Origin of the sequence: Streptomyces sp. NPDC051109 (assembly GCF_044455885.1) — a bacterium.
Classification (GTDB): Bacteria; Actinomycetota; Actinomycetes; order Streptomycetales; family Streptomycetaceae; genus Streptomyces.
Genome location: NZ_JBITFF010000030.1, coordinates 20,104 through 35,115 on the forward strand (window position 1 = coordinate 20,104; position 15,012 = coordinate 35,115).

Sequence of the window (15,012 nt, forward strand, 5' to 3'; positions counted from 1 at the left end):
ACCTCCCCCGGGGCGGCGCGGTGAAACGCCCGTCCGCAAGTCAGTCGCGGCCTGATGAGACCATGGCTGGTGTGAGCTACCCGTACCCGTATGAAGCCAAAGTCTCGCAGACTCTCTTTGACCGCGCGTCCCTCGTGACGCCTGGCGGCGTGAACTCTCCGGTGCGTGCCTTCCGCGCCGTGGGTGGAACGCCCAGGTTCATGGTGTCCGGTACCGGTCCGTACCTGACCGATGCCGACGGGCGCGAGTACGTCGACCTGGTCTGCTCGTGGGGACCGATGATTCTCGGCCACGCCCACCCGGCCGTGGTGGAGGCCATCCAGGCCGCCGTCGCCCGCGGCACCTCCTTCGGCACGCCCGGCGAAGGCGAGGTCGCCCTCGCCGAGGAGATCGTCGAGCGCATCGCGCCCGTCGAGCAGGTCCGCCTGGTGTCCTCGGGCACCGAGGCGACCATGTCGGCGATCCGGCTGGCGCGCGGCTTCACGGGCCGGGCCAAGGTCGTGAAGTTCGCCGGCTGCTACCACGGTCACGTGGACGCGCTGCTGGCCGCCGCCGGTTCCGGGCTCGCGACCTTCGCGCTGCCGGACACCCCCGGCGTGACGGGCGCGCAGGCCGGCGACACGATCGTGCTGCCGTACAACGACCTCGAAGCGGTACGGGCGGCGTTCGCCGCGCACCCCGGCGAGATCGCCTGCGTGATCACCGAGGCCGCGCCCGGCAACATGGGCGTCGTGACCCCGGCGCCCGGCTTCAACCAGGGCCTCGCGGACCTGTGCCGCGAGAACGGCGCGCTGTACGTCTCCGACGAGGTCATGACGGGTTTCCGCACCTCCCGCGCCGGCTGGTACGGCGTCGACGGGGTCAAGCCCGACCTGATGACCTTCGGCAAGGTCATGGGCGGCGGCTTCCCGGCCGCGGCCTTCGGCGGCCGCGCCGACGTGATGGGCCACCTCGCCCCGGCCGGGCCGGTCTACCAGGCGGGCACGCTCTCCGGAAACCCGATCGCCACCGCCGCCGGCCTCGCGCAGCTGCGGCTGCTCGACGCGGCCGCGTACGAGAAGGTCGACGCGGTCTCCGCGCAGATCCAGGGCCTGGTCACGGACGCGCTCGCCAAGGAGGGTGTGGCGCACCGGCTGCAGACCGCCTCCAACATGTTCTCCGTCTTCTTCACCGAGGACGAGGTCAAGAACTACGACGACGCCAAGAAGCAGGAGTCCTTCCGCTTCAACGGCTTCTTCCACTCGATGCTGTCGCAGGGCGTCTACCTGCCGCCTTCGGCCTTCGAGTCGTGGTTCGTCTCCACCGCCCACGACGAGCAGGCGGTCGAGCGGATCGCGGCCGCACTGCCCGCCGCCGCCCGCGCCGCCGCGCAGGCCACCCCGGAGGCCACCGCATGAGCGAGATCACCGTCGTCCACCTGATGCGCCACGGAGAGGTGCACAACCCGGACGGGGTCCTGTACGGGCGCCGCGCCGGCTACCACCTCTCCGAGCTGGGCCGCGAGATGGCCGAGCGCGTCGCCGACCACCTGCAGAACCGTGACATCACGTACGTGGTCTCCTCCCCGCTGGAGCGGGCGCAGGAGACGGCGGCTCCGGTCGCCAAGAGCCACGGCCTGGTGGTGGCGAGCGACGCGCGGCTGCTGGAGGCGGAGAACGTCTTCGAGGGAAAGACCTTCGGCGTCGGGGACGGCGCGCTGCGCAAGCCCGCCAACTGGAAGCACCTGACGAACCCGTTCAAGCCGTCCTGGGGCGAGCCGTACGTGGAGCAGGTCGTCCGGATGACGAGCGCCATCGAGGCGGCGCGCGACGCGGCGCGCGGCCACGAGGCGGTGGCGGTCAGCCACCAGCTGCCGATCTGGATCGTGCGCAGCTTCGCGGAGAAGCGCCGGCTGTGGCACGACCCGCGGCGCCGGCAGTGCACGCTGGCCTCGCTCACGTCGTTCACGTACGAGGACGACCGTCTGGTGTCGGTGGGCTACAGCGAGCCGGCCCGGGACCTGGTCCCGGCGCACCTGCTCGCGGGGGCGAAGCCGGTGAAGGGCAAGTCCAAGGCGTTCGGCGCCTAAAAACTCGTACAAGTAGTACGGGAATCGCCGCGCCGAGCCTCGACTTCGCTGAAAAGTCCGTTTATGTGACTATTCATGAGCGAAGCGAAGCGCAACTTCACCCGAAGGGGGCTGCTCGGGCTCGGCGCGGCCGCGGTGGCGGCCGGTGTCGTCGGCTGCGGCGCCGACGACCGCCCGGGCCGCCCCGCCCCCGGCGGCCCCGGCACATCCGCGTCCGGAGGCGCGGTCCGGCCGATCGGCGACGGCTCCACCGCCGACACCGGCCCGCAGCCCCACCAGCCGGCCAAGCCCGTACCGCTCCAGCCGGGCGAGACCCCGCCGCAGTTCGTGGTGTTCAGCTGGGACGGCGCGGGGGAGATCGGCAACGGCCTCTTCCCGCGCTTCCTCAAGCTCGCCAAGGACCACGGCGCGGCCATGACCTTCTTCCTCTCCGGCCTCTACCTCCTGCCCGAGTCGAAGAGGGACCTCTACAAGCCGCCGAACAACCCGGTCGGCGCCTCCGACATCGGCTACCTCAAGGACGAGAACGTCCGCAACACCCTGAACTGCGTCCGCCAGGCGTGGCTCGACGGCCACGAGGTGGGGACCCACTTCAACGGCCACTTCTGCGACGGCTCCGGATCCGTGGCCCACTGGACCCCGGACGACTGGCAGAGCGAGATCGACCAGGCCGTGTCCTTCGTCACGGGCTGGCGGACCAACACCGGCTTCACCGACCTGGAGCCGCTGCCCTTCGACTACCGCAAGGAGCTGGTCGGCGGCCGCACCCCCTGCCTGCTCGGCCAGGACAACCTGCTGCCCGTCGCCCGGAAGCTGGGCTGGCGCTACGACGCCTCCTCGCCCGGCGGCGTCCAGGTGTGGCCGGTGAAGCGGGCGGGCGTCTGGGACCTGCCGCTGCAGTCCATGCCGTTCCCGGGGCACTCCTTCGAGGTGCTGTCGATGGACTACAACATCCTCGCCAACCAGTCGAAGAACACCACCCGGGGCGTGCCCTCCAACTACCCGGCCTGGCGCACCCAGGCCACCGGCTCCTACCTCGGCGGCTTCCGGCGCGCGTACGAGACGAACCGCGCGCCGATGTTCATCGGCAACCACTTCGAGGAGTGGAACGGCGGCATCTACATGGATGCCGTGGAGGAGGCCCTCAAGGGCATGTCGGACAAAAAGGACGTACGGCTCGTCTCCTTCCGGCAGTTCACCGACTGGATCGACGTCCAGGACCCCAAGCTGCTCGCCAAGCTCCAGGGGCTGGCCCCGGGTCAGTCGCCGGCCGGCGGCTGGAACGCCTACCTCTCCGCCGCCTGACCAGGGGCTCGGCGCACCCTCGGGGGGCGGGAAAGATCCACAAATCGCTCATGCGAAACTTTTCACATGAGAATTGGCCGTGCTCTCCTGCTCACCGCGGTGACCCTCGCGAGCGCTCTGACCCTGTCGGCGTGCAGCGACGGCGGCGGCAAGCCGAACGGTTCCTCGGGCGGCAACTACGTGACCGGCGCCGGTGGCATCTCCACCGTCGCCAAGGACGCGCGCACCGACGCCCCGAAGCTGGACGGCGAGACCGTCGACGGCAAGACCCTCGACACCACGGCCCTCAAGGGCAAGGTCGTCGTCCTCAACGTGTGGGGCTCCTGGTGCCCGCCGTGCCGCGCCGAGGCCCCGAACTTCGCCAAGGTGTCGAAGGAGCTGGCCGACGCCGGCAAGGACGTCGCGTTCGTCGGCATCAACACCCGCGACACCAGCAAGCAGAACGCGACCTCCTTCGAGGAGAACTTCGGGATCACCTACCCGAGCCTGTACGACCCGGACGGGAAGCTGCTGCTCCGCTTCCCCGCGGGCACGCTCAACCCGCAGGCCATCCCCTCCACGATCGTCCTCGACAAGCAGGGCAGGATCGCCGCCCGCACGCTCGTCGCGATCAACGAGCAGCAGCTGCGCTCCATGATCGACCCCGTGCTCGCGGAGCAGTGACCGAGTGCTCCCCGAGCTCCTCACCCTGGCCGCCGAGCCGACCGGACTGAACACGACGGTCCTCGACGGGGCCCTGATGCTGGCACTGCCCATCTCGGTCCTCGCCGGACTCGTCTCCTTCTTCTCGCCCTGCGTGCTCCCGCTGGTCCCCGGCTACCTCTCGTACGTCACCGGCATCAGCGGAGCCGACCTCGCCGAGGCCCGGCGCGGACGGATGCTGGCCGGAGCCAGCCTGTTCATCGCCGGGTTCACCGCGGTGTTCGTCTCGACCGGCGCGCTCTTCGGGTACTTCGGCGGCACGCTCCAGGAGAACCGGGAGGTCATCTCCCGGGTGCTCGGCGCACTAGTGATCGTCCTCGGCCTCTTCTTCATGGGCCTCATCCCGGGGCTGACGATGCGCGAGTTCCGCTTCCACCGGAAGCCGACCGCGGGCCTGATCGGGGCACCGCTGCTCGGCGTGCTCTTCGGCGTCGGCTGGACCCCCTGCATGGGCCCCACCCTCGCCGCGGTCAACACGCTCTCCATCGACCAGGCCAGCGCCGGCCGCGGCGCGCTGCTGACCGTCGCCTACTGTCTGGGCCTGGGCCTGCCCTTCATCCTCGCCGCGATCGCGTTCCGCAAGGCGCTCGGCGCGTTCGGCTGGGTGAAGCGGCACTATGCCTGGGTGATGCGGATCGGCGGCGGCATGCTGGTGCTGACCGGCCTGCTGCTCGTCACAGGATGGTGGGCGAGCATCGTCAACGACATGCAGAGCTGGACCCAAGGCTTCACGGTGGGGATCTGAGGACTACGCGAATGAGTACGACAGACAAGGCGTCCACCGAGGCGCCGAACCCGTCCGAGGACGCCACCGACGCAGCCGCCGGCGCACAGCTCTCCACCGCCCCCGCGGAGGACTCCGGCGGTCCCGTCGGCATCGGCGTGATCGGCTGGATCCGCTGGTTCTGGCGCCAGCTCACCTCCATGCGGGTGGCGCTGATCCTCCTCTTCCTGCTCTCCCTGGGCTCCATCCCCGGCTCGCTCGTCCCGCAGAACCAGGTCGACGCGATGAAGGTGGCCCAGTGGAAGAAGGACCACTCCTTCTGGGTCCCGGCCGCCGAGAAGCTCCAGCTCTTCGACGTCTACAGCTCGGTGTGGTTCTCCGCGATCTACCTGCTGCTGTTCATCTCGCTGATCGGCTGCATCGTCCCGCGCACCTGGCAGTTCGTCGGCCAGCTCACCGGCCGCCCGCCGGGCGCCCCCAAGCGCCTCGACCGGCTGCCCGCGTACGCGACGTGGCGTACGGAGAAGTCCCCCGACGAGGTGCTCGCGCAGGCGAAGACGATCCTCGGCGGGCGGCGGTTCCGTACCGAGGCGGGCACCTCCGCCGTCGCCGCCGAGAAGGGCTACCTGCGCGAGGCGGGGAACCTGCTCTTCCACGTCGCCCTGATCGTGATGCTGATCGCGTTCGCCTGGGGCCAGCTGTTCAAGTCCGAGGGCGGCAAGCTCGTCCTGCGCGGCAAGGGCTTCTCGAACACGCTCACCCAGTACGACGACTTCAAGTACGGCAGCTGGTTCGACCCCGACGACCTGTCGCCCTTCTCCTTCACGCTCGACAAGTTCGACGCCACGTACGAGGAGAGCGGCCCGCAGAAGGGCACCGCCCGCGACTTCAAGGCGTACGTCACCTTCAGCGAGGGCGCGGCCGGCGCCCCGCAGAAGCGCGAGATCCAGGTCAACAAGCCCATGGAGGTGGACGGGTCCAAGGTCTACCTGCTCGGCCACGGCTACGCGCCGGTCGTCTCGGTGACCGACCCGACCGGCAAGGTGATCTACAAGGACGCCGTGCCGATGCTGCCCTTCGACGCGAACCTGAGTTCCTCCGGCGCGGTCAAGGTGGCGGACGGCTACCGCGACAAGGACGGCAACAAGGAGCAGCTCGGCTTCAACGCCATGTTCGTGCCGACCTTCGCCGGCGAGGGCAAGGGCACGATGCTCTCCCAGTTCCCCGACCTGAAGTTCCCGGTCCTCGCCCTCAGCGCCTACCACGGCAGCCTCGGCGTCGACTCGGGCCTGCCGCAGAACGTGTACCAGCTGAACACCGCCAAGATGCAGGAGTTCAAGGACCCCGACGGGCAGCTGTTCAAGAAGCGGCTGCTGCCCGGCGAGACCATGGAGCTCCCGAACGGCGCGGGCACCGTGAAGTTCGAGGGCATCGAGCGCTGGGCCACCTTCTCCATCACCCGGCAGCCCGGAAGCGGCCTCGCCCTCTCGGGCGCGATCGCCGCGATCGGCGGCCTGGCGGCGTCGCTGTTCATCCAGCGGCGCCGGGTCTGGGTGCGCGCGGTGGCCGGCGAGGACGGCGTGACCGTCGTCGAGATGGCCGGCCTCGGCCGCAGTGAGTCGGCCAAGCTCCCGGAGGAGCTGGGGCAGCTCGCGGCCGCCCTCCACCAGCAGGCGCCCACGGCGCCCGACCAACCTGTCAAGGCAACTGTCGAAGGGGAGCGCGGATGACGCCGCTCGCAGCCGAAGTCAACGAGAATTTGGCGCAGATCAGCAACTACCTGATCTATTCGTCGATGGCGGTCTACATGCTCGCCTTCTTCGCGCACATCGCCGAGTGGACCTTCGGCAGCCGCAGCAAGGTCGGCCGTACGGCCGCGGCGCTGACCGGCGCCAAGGCCGCGGCCGCCGCCGCCCCCGCCGTCCAGGTGCGCCAGAAGGGGGCGCGTAGCTCCCTTGGAGCCGGTGAAACCGGGGGGACCGCGGTCCTCGACAAGCCGAAGGTCGTCACCCGCTCCGCCGCCGGCACCCGCGACGTCCCGGACGGCCCCGGCGCGGCCGGCGGCACCGAGAACGGCGACCTGTACGGCCGGATCGCGGTCTCGCTGACCACCCTGGCCTTCGTCATCGAGGCGGGCGGCGTCGTGACCCGCGCGATGTCCGTGCAGCGGGCCCCCTGGGGCAACATGTACGAGTTCTCGGTGACCTTCTCCACCGTCGCCGTCGGCGCCTACCTGGCGCTCCTGGCGCTGAAGAAGAACGTCCGCTGGCTCGGACTGATCCTGGTCACCACGGTCCTGCTGGACCTCGGCATCGCCACCACCTGGCTGTACACCGCCAGCGACCAGCTGGTCCCGGCCCTGCACTCGTACTGGCTGTGGATCCACGTCTCCACCGCGATCTTCTGCGGCGCGGTCTTCTACATCGGCGCGGCCGGCGCGGTGCTCTACCTCTTCCGCGACTCCTACGAGAGCCACCTGGAGCAGGGCCGCACGCCGGGCCGCTTCCGCTCCTCGGTGCTGGAGCGGCTGCCCTCGGCGGCCTCGCTCGACAAGTTCTCGTACCGGATCAACGCGGCCGTGTTCCCGCTGTGGACCTTCACCATCGTCGCGGGCGCGATCTGGGCGGGCGACGCCTGGGGCCGCTACTGGGGCTGGGACCCCAAGGAGGTCTGGTCCTTCGTGACCTGGGTGGCGTACGCCTGCTACCTGCACGCCCGCGCCACCGCCGGCTGGAAGGGCCGCAAGGCCGCGTACCTCGCGCTCTTCGCCTTCGCCTGCTGGATCTGGAACTACTACGGCGTGAACATCCTGCTCAGCGGCAAGCACTCGTACGCGGGCGTCTGACGCGCGCGGGCGTACGGCCCGCGGGAGTGGGACGCTGGTGGCATGACGCTGACACCGGTGAGTCATGCCACCAGTGAGAGCCGCGGCGGGGACCGCTGGCTGCTGCGCTTCGAGGTGCACGTGCCGAGTGCGTACGAGGCCGTGTGGCCCGCCCTGACCACGGCGGAGGGGCTGCGCGGCTGGCTGGCCGCGGCGGACGTCCTGGAGCGCAGGCTCGGCGGGGCCGTCACCCTGCGCTGGCTGAACACCGGGACGACGGTCTCCGGCCGCGTCACGGCGTGGGACGTCGAACGGGTCGTCGAGTACACGGTCGACGAGCACGGCCGGATCCGCTTCCACCTGGAGGCGGTCGGCACGGACTCGACCGTGATCCGCTTCCTGAACGAGCGGTCCGGCTCGGACGAGGACCGCCTCGACTGCCTGGCCGGCTGGCACCACCACTTCGAGCTGCTGGAATCCGCCCTGCAGGGCCATCCGACGGACTGGTCCCGGTGGACCGACGCCCGCTGGGCCGAGCTGCGCGCCTCCTACGGGTCCTTCTCCAGGACGTAGGCGCTGCGCGCGTCCGGATCGCCGTAGAAGAAGTACAGCTCCAGCGCCTGCCGGTGGTCGCGGCGCATCTCGAAGGTCCACTTGTAGAGGTCGGGCAGGCGCAGGCGCACGTGCTGGCCGTAGTTCCAGCCGGCGGGCTCCCGGCTGATGAGCTTCCAGGTGCCGGTCCCGGAGAGCCGCCAGCCGTGGTCGTAGTCCCTCTCCTGCCCGTTGAGCAGGGTGACGGTGGCGGTCCCGTCGGCCCGGAACACGACCTCGGTCCCCTCGACGCAGCGCCAGGTGCCGACGATCTCGTCGGCGCGGGCGTCGTAGACGGCGGGGGTGGCGTGGGCGGCGTACGGATCGCCGCCGGCCATGGCGAGCAGGGCGGCGACGGCGACCCCGTACGCGAGGAGATTGCGCAGGATCGTGTCGACGACCCGCGGTCCCCCGCTGTTCCTCGGCATCCGCCCATTCTTGCAGCCGCCTTGAACGCGTTCAATGCCAGACGGGCCGCAGGGGCGGAAGATCCCCGTCCCCGTTGAGTGCGCGCAGCAGGCCGGTGAGTTCCCCGCGCAGGGCGGCGAGGTCGACGCGGGTGCCGAGCTCCGCCTCCAGCTCGTGCAGGATGCCCCCCGCGACGGCCAGGTGCTCGTTCGCTGCCCGGGTCAGGACCACCAGCTTGCGCCGGCCGCCCTCGGGGTGGGGCTCGCGCCTGACGTAGCCCCGCTTCTCCAAGTCGTCCACGAGCTGCCCGGCGGCCTGCTTGGTGACCCCGAGCCGTTCGGCGAGCTCGGTGGCGGTGGCCCCGGGGCCCTTGAGCGCCTGGAAGGCCATGCCGTGCGCGGGCCGCAGGTCCCCGTACCCCGCAGCGTCGAGGCGCCGGGTGAACTCGCCGATCAGCAGCTGGAATCCGAGTCCGAGCAGGAAGCCGAGCTCGATGCCGGTGGTGTCTTCGTTTCTCGTCACGGAAAACATCGTGACACGACTGGGTCAAGCTGCTTTACTCGTGGAGTAAGTAAAGCAGCTTGACTCGTAAGTGAGGGATCTTCGCATGCACGTCATCACCACCTCGACCGACCACGTCATCACGACCCCCAACGCGGTCATGACCGGCCTGGCCGCCCCCAGCCGGGGCAGCGCCGAACTCAGCACCTGGCGCGTCGCCATGGCCGCCGGCGCGTCCGGCCCGGAGCACTCCGTCGACCGCGAACAGATCTGGACGGTCACCGCGGGCAGCCTGGAGGTCACCTCGGCCGGCCGCACGCACAAGGCCGCGGCGGGCCAGACGCTGGTCCTCCCGCCGCACGTACTACGCCGCGTCCACGCCTCGGAGGCGGCCGAGGCCCACGTCGCGATGCGCTCGGACGCCCTGGTCACGGTCCCGGGGGAAGCGGAGCCCCGTGTTCTGCCCTGGGCCCGGTGACGGGGGACCGTCAGTCCTTGTCCTTGTCGCGGTCCTCGCTGAGGGAGCGCAGGAACTCCGGGTTGTCGTCGGGTGCGACCCACTGCGTCCGGCGCGCCCGGCCACCGCCGACCGCGGAGCGCTGCCGGCCCGCGAACAGCCACACCACCGGTCCGACGATCGAGAAGAGCAGGATGATGATCACCCAGACCACCTTGGGGAGGTGCTTGACCTCTTCCTCCGGCGTGTTCAGGCAGTCGATGAAGGCGTAGATGGTCAGCGCGATGATCAGCAGGAACGGCAGATAGCGCAGCACGGTGTGGGACCGACTCCCCAGCAGTGAGGGGGGACCCGCCCTCGGGCCCCGGTGACACTCCCAGGCTAGCCGGTGACGGATACTGGCCCCTATGGCTTACGACGATCTCCGCTCGCTGCTCCGGGCTCTGGAGCGAGAGGGCGACCTCAAGCGCATCAAGGCCGAAGTCGACCCGTACCTGGAGGTCGGGGAGATCGTCGACAGAGTGAACAAGGCGGGGGGTCCCGCCCTCCTGTTCGAGAACGTCAAGGGCTCGGCGATGCCGCTGGCCATGAACGTCTTCGGGACCGACCGCCGCCTCCTCAAGGCCCTCGGCCTCAAGTCGTACGGCGAGATCAGCGAGAAGATCGGCGGCCTGCTCAAGCCGGAGCTCCCCCAGGGGTTCATCGGCGTGCGCGAGGCCTTCGGCAAGCTCGGCTCGATGGTGCACGTGCCGCCGAAGAAGGTGAAGGGCGAGTCCGCCCCCGTCCAGGAGGTCGTCCTCACCGGCGACGACGTGGACCTGGACGCCCTCCCGGCCCTGTTCACCTGGCCCAAGGACGGCGGGTCCTTCTTCAACCTCGGCCTCACCCACACCAAGCACCCCGAGACGGGCGTGCGCAACCTCGGCCTCTACCGCCTCCAGCGCCACGACAAGCGCACCATCGGCATGCACTGGCAGATCCACAAGGACAGCCGCAACCACTACGCGGTCGCCGCCAAGCGCGGCGAGCGCCTCCCGGTCGCGATCGCCTTCGGCTGCCCGCCGGCCGTGACGTACGCGTCGACCGCTCCGCTGCCCGGCGACATCGACGAGTACCTCTTCGCCGGGTTCGTCGCGGGCAAGCGCATCGAGATGGTGGACTGCAAGACCGTCCCGCTCCAGGTCCCGGCCAACGCCGAGGTCGTCATCGAGGGTTGGCTGGAGCCGGGCGAGATGCTCCCGGAAGGCCCCTTCGGCGACCACACGGGCTTCTACACCCCGCAGGAGCCGTTCCCCGCGCTGAAGATCGACTGCGTGACGATGCGCAAGCGCCCGCTCCTCCAGTCGATCGTCGTCGGCCGCCCGCCCACGGAGGACGGCCCGCTCGGCCGCGCGACGGAGCGTTTCTTCCTCCCGCTGCTGAAGATCATCGTGCCGGACATCGTGGACTACCACCTGCCCGAGTCGGGCGGCTTCCACAACTGCGCGATCGTCTCGATCGACAAGAAGTACCCCAAGCACGCCCAGAAGGTCATGCACGCCATCTGGGGCGCCCACATGATGTCGCTGACCAAGCTGATCATCGTCGTGGACTCCGACTGCGACGTCCACGACCTGCACGAGGTGTCCTGGCGGGCCCTCGGCAACACGGACTACTCCCGCGACCTCACGGTCGTGGAGGGGCCGGTCGACCACCTCGACCACGCCTCGTACCAGCAGTTCTGGGGCGGCAAGGCGGGCATCGACGCGACGAAGAAGCTCCCCGAGGAGGGCTACACCCGTGACGGAGGCTGGCCCGACATGGTGGAGTCCGACCCGGCGACGGCGGCCCTGGTGGACCGCCGCTGGAAGGAGTACGGCCTGTGAGCACGGCGATGGGCGGCCCCGCCCTCTTCATCGGCACGGACACGGCCTACGTGGCCGTCGTGCGCCCGCGCCTGGACCCGGCCGACCCCGAGGTCCGTGAGGCCGCCGAGCAGGCCGGCGTCTCGCCGGAGGAGTTCGCGGGCCCCGGCAACGTCTGGGCCCTGATGTGGGAAGAGGAGTCCGGGGAAGGCGGCGGCTTCGAGCTGCCGGGCCTGCGGGACGCCGAGGCCGAGGACTTCGCCGACCGGCTGCTGGCCGAGCTCTCCTTCGAGAGCGGCCCGTTCGTCGTCGGGGCGGGCGAGGTGCTGCGCCTCCAGGCCTATCCGGGAGACGGCGGCGCGGACTGCCGCTTCGTGTGCACCGTCACCCCGCCCGAGGGCGAGGAGCTGCCCCCGGTCACGCTGGAGATCCCGTCCCTGGACGCCGACGCGCTCCGCGCCGACCTCGAAGACTTCCGGAGAGCCCTCGCATGATGACCACCGCCGACGGAGTCATCGGCCCCGGTTCCGCGCCGCAGGCACCCGGCAAGGTGAAGGCGTTCCTGCGGCTCGTGATGATCGAGCACTCGGTCTTCGCGCTGCCCTTCGCCTACATCGCGGCGCTGACGGCCATGTTCCAGCTCGACCGCACCATGCACTGGACCGAGCTGCTGCTCGTCACCGTCTGCATGGTCGGGCTGCGGACGTTCGCGATGGCCGCCAACCGGATCATCGACCGGGAGATCGACGCCCGGAACCCGCGTACTGCCGGGCGCGAGCTCGTCACGGGCGCCGTCTCCGTACGGTCGGCCTGGACCGGGGCCGGGTTCGCGCTGGCCGTCTTCCTCGGCTCGGCGGCGCTGCTGAACCCGCTGTGCCTGGCGCTGGCGCCGATCGCGGTGATCCCGATGGTGGTGTATCCGTACGGCAAGCGGTTCACGAACTTCCCGCACGCGATCCTGGGCCTGGCCCAGGCGATGGGCCCGGTGGGCGCCTGGCTGGCGGTGACGGGGGAGTGGTCCTGGGACGCGGTGATCCTGGGCCTGGCGGTGGGCGTGTGGATCGGCGGCTTCGACCTGATCTTCGCCTGCCAGGACGTGGCGGCGGACCGCGCGGACGGCGTGAAGTCGGTTCCGGCCCGCTTCGGCGTCCCGGCGGCGCTGTGGGGGGCGCGCGGCGCGCACGTCGTGACCACGGCCCTGCTGGCCTGGTACGCGCTCGCGACGGACGCGGGCCCCTTGTTCTGGTTCGGCCTGCTGGTCGTCGTCGGCGCCTTCCTGTACGAGCACACGATCGTCAAGCCGCACGACCTGTCCCGCCTGAACCGGGCCTTCTTCACGGTGAACGGCTTCATCGGCATGGCCCTCTTCGCCTGCGCCCTGGCGGACCTGGTGGCCCGCGGCCTCACGCCGTAGCCAGGGCCTACTCGCGCAGGGGGCGCCGGGGGAAGAGGTACGCGGCCGCCATGCCCGTCAGCAGGCCGAAGAGGTGCCCCTGCCAGCTGACCGTCGTGTTCGTGGGCAGGATGCCGGTCAGGATCCCCGCGCCCCAGTACGCGGCGATCGCGACGGCGACCAGCACGCCCAGCGGGCGGCGTTCGACGAAGCCGCGGACCAGCAGGTAGCCGAAGAGGGAGAAGACCAGCCCCGAGGCGCCGGCGGTCACGGTGTTCGACGCGGAGACCAGCCACACCCCGAGTCCGTCCACCACCACGGCCAGCGCGCACAGCGCCAGGAAGCGCCGTATCCCGCTCAGCGCGGCGACGAAGCCGAGAACCAGCAGCGGGACGCTGTTGGACGCCACGTGGTCGAAGCCGAAGTGGAGGAACGGGGCCAGCGGGATCCCGCTCAGGCCCTCCACCGACCGCGGAGCGATCCCGTACGCGTCCAGCGCGTGCCCGGTGGCCAGATCGACCGCCTCGATCAGCCACAGCAGGCCCACCCAGCCCAGCATCAGCTTCGCGGCGGCCTTGGCCCGATCCGCCTGGCTCCACTCGTCGGGACGTACGACGCCTGCCTCGGCCATGTCCTCGAAACCCCCACCCGTCGACGCTCGGGACACCTTACTCAGCGTCGTCCGCCGGTGGCCGGATAGTCTCGGAGCTATGACTGACGGCAAGCGCACCCCGTGGGTGGTCGGGGTTTCCGGGGCGTCCGGGACGCCGTACGCGGCGGCGGTGATCCGGGGACTGCTGGCGGCGGGGGAGAGCGTGGACCTCGTGGTCAGCCGCGCCTCGCGGCTGACCCTCCTCGACGAGACCGGAATCGCGTTCCGCGACGCGCACTGGCGGGACGATCTCGCCGCCTGGCTGGAGCGCGGAGCGGACGGCAAGCCCGCGACGCATCCAAGGCCGGAACTGGACGACGTCCGCTACTGGGGCGCCGGCGACCTTGCCGCCGGGCCGAGTTCGGGCTCGTACCCCGTGAAGGGGATGCTGATCGTGCCGGCGTCCACGGCCTGTGTGGCGGGGGTGGCGCTCGGGCTGTCGAAGGACCTGCTCCAGCGCGTCGCGAGCGTGACGCTCAAGGAGCGGCGGCGACTGGTGGTCGCGGTGCGGGAGACCCCGCTGAACGGGCAGACGCTCAAGCATCTGGTGGCGCTGGACGAGGCGGGCGCAGTGGTGCTGCCCGCCTCTCCGGCGTTCTATGCGGGTGCGACGCACATCCAGGACCTGGTGGATTTCGTCGCGGGGCGGGTGCTGGATGCGGCAGGGGTGCCGCACCGGCTGTACCGCCGGTGGGAGGGGGAGCTCGGTGGAGCGTCCCGCCCCCGGGAGGCAAACGGTGGCTAGCGCAGGAACGAGCGCGGCGACTAGCGCTTCTTGGCGCGGACAGCGCCCGGCTTGCGGGTCCGGTCGACGCGGTGGGCGGCGGCGGGCTGGTCGGTGCGGGATCGGTTGGCCAGCTCCTGGAGCTGTCGCATGTGCGCGTAGGCCATCTCGATCGTGTACACGGTGAACCACTCCTGATGTCGTCAGATCAGCGAGATCATCGCCGATCTGTTGAAAGATTCACAGGGTGTTGACCCTGTGCGCCTTTGATTCTATACGTAAACTTGCGGGATCGCCGAATAATGGAAGGCTCCAGGTATATGGACGCGGTGGATAGGCAGCTCATCCAGGCACTTCGTGAGAACGGACGTGCCTCGTACGCGGAGCTGGGCCGGCTCGTAGGCCTCTCCGGCCCCAGCGTCACCGACCGGATCAACCGGCTCGAATCGGCCGGAGTGATCACCGGCTACCGCGCCACCGTCAACGCGGCCTCGCTCGGCCTCGGCGTCACGGCGCTCATCGGCATCTCCCTCTCCGACGCCGCGGACCACGAGGACGTCGCCCGCCGCCTGCGCGACCTGGCGGAGATCGAGGACTGCTGGTTCATCGCCGGCGACGACTCGTACATGCTCAAGGTCCGGGCCGGCGACGTGGACGGGCTGGAGCGGATCATCCGCAAGCTCTCCAGCACCAAGGGCGTCTCACGCACCCGTACCACCATCGTGCTCTCCACGAAGTGGGAGAACCGGGTCGGGGAGCTGCCCGAAGAGCGCTAAGAGTACGGTGGGTGGCGGTTGCAGGCAGGACAGGACCCGTAGA

At 70.3% G+C, this 15,012-nt stretch carries 19 protein-coding genes; 14 read left to right on the forward strand and 5 right to left on the reverse strand.

The features are described from left to right. Positions 1-62 precede the first annotated feature (62 nt). The 8 genes from hemL (at position 63) to ACIBAD_RS33905 (ending at position 8,196) form a co-directional block, all read left to right on the forward strand. Complete coding sequence (gene hemL, locus ACIBAD_RS33870; protein WP_134072239.1) at positions 63-1,397, forward strand: glutamate-1-semialdehyde 2,1-aminomutase; 1,335 nt, start codon at positions 63-65, stop codon at positions 1,395-1,397. After that, positions 1,394-2,068 (forward strand): histidine phosphatase family protein, encoded by a 675-nt coding sequence (locus ACIBAD_RS33875; RefSeq protein ID WP_099890064.1) that lies wholly within the window; start codon positions 1,394-1,396, stop codon positions 2,066-2,068. The genes hemL and ACIBAD_RS33875 overlap by 4 nt, the downstream gene beginning before the upstream one ends. A 75-nt stretch (positions 2,069-2,143) precedes the next feature. After that, entirely contained in the window at positions 2,144-3,373 is a 1,230-nt protein-coding gene (locus ACIBAD_RS33880) for a hypothetical protein (RefSeq protein ID WP_134072237.1), read from the forward strand. Between the two features lie 66 nt (positions 3,374-3,439). Next, on the forward strand, positions 3,440-4,036 hold the full coding sequence (locus ACIBAD_RS33885) for a TlpA disulfide reductase family protein (protein WP_134072235.1): 597 nt from the start codon (positions 3,440-3,442) through the stop codon (positions 4,034-4,036). A gap of 76 nt (positions 4,037-4,112) precedes the next feature. Beyond that, entirely contained in the window at positions 4,113-4,820 is a 708-nt protein-coding gene (locus tag ACIBAD_RS33890; RefSeq protein WP_078860573.1) for a cytochrome c biogenesis protein CcdA, read from the forward strand. Positions 4,821-4,831: 11 nt separating this feature from the next. Then, a complete protein-coding gene (locus ACIBAD_RS33895; RefSeq protein WP_398910631.1) occupies positions 4,832-6,529 on the forward strand; it encodes a cytochrome c biogenesis protein ResB in 1,698 nt (565 codons plus the stop codon). Further along, the gene (ccsB, locus tag ACIBAD_RS33900; RefSeq protein WP_134072229.1) at positions 6,526-7,644 is read left to right on the forward strand and encodes a c-type cytochrome biogenesis protein CcsB; all 1,119 of its coding nucleotides are present in this window, start codon (positions 6,526-6,528) and stop codon (positions 7,642-7,644) included. The genes ACIBAD_RS33895 and ccsB overlap by 4 nt, the downstream gene beginning before the upstream one ends. Positions 7,645-7,686: 42 nt before the next feature. Next, positions 7,687-8,196 carry an SRPBCC domain-containing protein gene (locus ACIBAD_RS33905; RefSeq protein ID WP_134072227.1) on the forward strand — a complete coding sequence of 170 codons (510 nt, stop codon included), beginning with the start codon at positions 7,687-7,689 and terminating at the stop codon, positions 8,194-8,196. Here ACIBAD_RS33905 and ACIBAD_RS33910 read toward each other — a convergent pair. After that, entirely contained in the window at positions 8,172-8,642 is a 471-nt protein-coding gene (locus tag ACIBAD_RS33910) for a hypothetical protein (RefSeq protein WP_398910634.1), read from the reverse strand. The two genes, ACIBAD_RS33905 and ACIBAD_RS33910, sit on opposite strands and share 25 nt — an antisense overlap. Positions 8,643-8,673: 31 nt before the next feature. Continuing rightward, entirely contained in the window at positions 8,674-9,153 is a 480-nt protein-coding gene (locus ACIBAD_RS33915; protein WP_134072225.1) for a MarR family transcriptional regulator, read from the reverse strand. 76 nt (positions 9,154-9,229) lie between these two features. Here ACIBAD_RS33915 and ACIBAD_RS33920 point away from each other — a divergent pair, with 76 nt between their 5' ends. Next, positions 9,230-9,601 carry a cupin domain-containing protein gene (locus ACIBAD_RS33920; protein ID WP_398910637.1) on the forward strand — a complete coding sequence of 124 codons (372 nt, stop codon included), beginning with the start codon at positions 9,230-9,232 and terminating at the stop codon, positions 9,599-9,601. A gap of 10 nt (positions 9,602-9,611) precedes the next feature. On the opposite strand, the gene ACIBAD_RS33925 is transcribed toward ACIBAD_RS33920, so the two are convergent. Next, complete coding sequence (locus ACIBAD_RS33925) at positions 9,612-9,896, reverse strand: PLD nuclease N-terminal domain-containing protein (RefSeq protein ID WP_385580534.1); 285 nt, start codon at positions 9,894-9,896, stop codon at positions 9,612-9,614. A gap of 91 nt (positions 9,897-9,987) precedes the next feature. On the opposite strand from ACIBAD_RS33925, the gene ACIBAD_RS33930 reads away from it, so the two are divergent. Genes ACIBAD_RS33930 through mqnP form a run of 3 tightly spaced genes read left to right on the forward strand, consistent with a single transcriptional unit; the run spans position 9,988 to position 12,838 of the window. Continuing rightward, positions 9,988-11,445: a menaquinone biosynthesis decarboxylase gene (locus ACIBAD_RS33930; RefSeq protein WP_048474519.1), complete on the forward strand. Its 1,458-nt coding sequence runs from the start codon at positions 9,988-9,990 to the stop codon at positions 11,443-11,445. After that, complete coding sequence (locus tag ACIBAD_RS33935) at positions 11,442-11,918, forward strand: hypothetical protein (RefSeq protein WP_398910639.1); 477 nt, start codon at positions 11,442-11,444, stop codon at positions 11,916-11,918. Before ACIBAD_RS33930 ends, ACIBAD_RS33935 begins: the two co-directional genes overlap by 4 nt. Then, positions 11,915-12,838, forward strand: coding sequence for a menaquinone biosynthesis prenyltransferase MqnP (mqnP, locus tag ACIBAD_RS33940; protein ID WP_398910641.1), 924 nt, complete (start codon positions 11,915-11,917; stop codon positions 12,836-12,838). Before ACIBAD_RS33935 ends, mqnP begins: the two co-directional genes overlap by 4 nt. 7 nt (positions 12,839-12,845) lie before the next feature. Here mqnP and ACIBAD_RS33945 read toward each other — a convergent pair whose 3' ends face one another. Further along, positions 12,846-13,448: a rhomboid family intramembrane serine protease gene (locus ACIBAD_RS33945; protein WP_398910643.1), complete on the reverse strand. Its 603-nt coding sequence runs from the start codon at positions 13,446-13,448 to the stop codon at positions 12,846-12,848. A 79-nt stretch (positions 13,449-13,527) separates the two neighbouring features. On the opposite strand from ACIBAD_RS33945, the gene ACIBAD_RS33950 reads away from it, so the two are divergent. Further along, positions 13,528-14,214 carry a UbiX family flavin prenyltransferase gene (locus ACIBAD_RS33950; protein WP_134072217.1) on the forward strand — a complete coding sequence of 229 codons (687 nt, stop codon included), beginning with the start codon at positions 13,528-13,530 and terminating at the stop codon, positions 14,212-14,214. 20 nt (positions 14,215-14,234) lie between these two features. On the opposite strand, the gene ACIBAD_RS33955 is transcribed toward ACIBAD_RS33950, so the two are convergent. Continuing rightward, positions 14,235-14,375 carry a hypothetical protein gene (locus tag ACIBAD_RS33955; RefSeq protein ID WP_166682056.1) on the reverse strand — a complete coding sequence of 47 codons (141 nt, stop codon included), beginning with the start codon at positions 14,373-14,375 and terminating at the stop codon, positions 14,235-14,237. Positions 14,376-14,513: 138 nt separating this feature from the next. On the opposite strand from ACIBAD_RS33955, the gene ACIBAD_RS33960 reads away from it, so the two are divergent. Next, positions 14,514-14,969, forward strand: coding sequence for an Lrp/AsnC family transcriptional regulator (locus tag ACIBAD_RS33960; protein WP_134072215.1), 456 nt, complete (start codon positions 14,514-14,516; stop codon positions 14,967-14,969). Positions 14,970-15,012: the final 43 nt, after the last annotated feature.

Bases quoted from the DNA above. Each gene is read 5' to 3' on its own strand.
- hemL (WP_134072239.1), top strand. From the start codon at position 63: ATGGCTGGTGTGAGCTACCCGTACCCGTATGAAGCCAAAGTCTCGCAG.
- ACIBAD_RS33875 (WP_099890064.1), top strand. From the start codon at position 1,394: ATGAGCGAGATCACCGTCGTCCACCTGATGCGCCACGGAGAGGTGCAC.
- ACIBAD_RS33880 (WP_134072237.1), top strand. From the start codon at position 2,144: ATGAGCGAAGCGAAGCGCAACTTCACCCGAAGGGGGCTGCTCGGGCTC.
- ACIBAD_RS33885 (WP_134072235.1), top strand. From the start codon at position 3,440: ATGAGAATTGGCCGTGCTCTCCTGCTCACCGCGGTGACCCTCGCGAGC.
- ACIBAD_RS33890 (WP_078860573.1), top strand. From the start codon at position 4,113: ATGCTGGCACTGCCCATCTCGGTCCTCGCCGGACTCGTCTCCTTCTTC.
- ACIBAD_RS33895 (WP_398910631.1), top strand. From the start codon at position 4,832: ATGAGTACGACAGACAAGGCGTCCACCGAGGCGCCGAACCCGTCCGAG.
- ccsB (WP_134072229.1), top strand. From the start codon at position 6,526: ATGACGCCGCTCGCAGCCGAAGTCAACGAGAATTTGGCGCAGATCAGC.
- ACIBAD_RS33905 (WP_134072227.1), top strand. From the start codon at position 7,687: ATGACGCTGACACCGGTGAGTCATGCCACCAGTGAGAGCCGCGGCGGG.
- ACIBAD_RS33910 (WP_398910634.1), bottom strand. From the start codon at position 8,642: ATGCCGAGGAACAGCGGGGGACCGCGGGTCGTCGACACGATCCTGCGC.
- ACIBAD_RS33915 (WP_134072225.1), bottom strand. From the start codon at position 9,153: ATGTTTTCCGTGACGAGAAACGAAGACACCACCGGCATCGAGCTCGGC.
- ACIBAD_RS33920 (WP_398910637.1), top strand. From the start codon at position 9,230: ATGCACGTCATCACCACCTCGACCGACCACGTCATCACGACCCCCAAC.
- ACIBAD_RS33930 (WP_048474519.1), top strand. From the start codon at position 9,988: ATGGCTTACGACGATCTCCGCTCGCTGCTCCGGGCTCTGGAGCGAGAG.
- mqnP (WP_398910641.1), top strand. From the start codon at position 11,915: ATGATGACCACCGCCGACGGAGTCATCGGCCCCGGTTCCGCGCCGCAG.
- ACIBAD_RS33945 (WP_398910643.1), bottom strand. From the start codon at position 13,448: ATGGCCGAGGCAGGCGTCGTACGTCCCGACGAGTGGAGCCAGGCGGAT.
- ACIBAD_RS33950 (WP_134072217.1), top strand. From the start codon at position 13,528: ATGACTGACGGCAAGCGCACCCCGTGGGTGGTCGGGGTTTCCGGGGCG.
- ACIBAD_RS33960 (WP_134072215.1), top strand. From the start codon at position 14,514: ATGGACGCGGTGGATAGGCAGCTCATCCAGGCACTTCGTGAGAACGGA.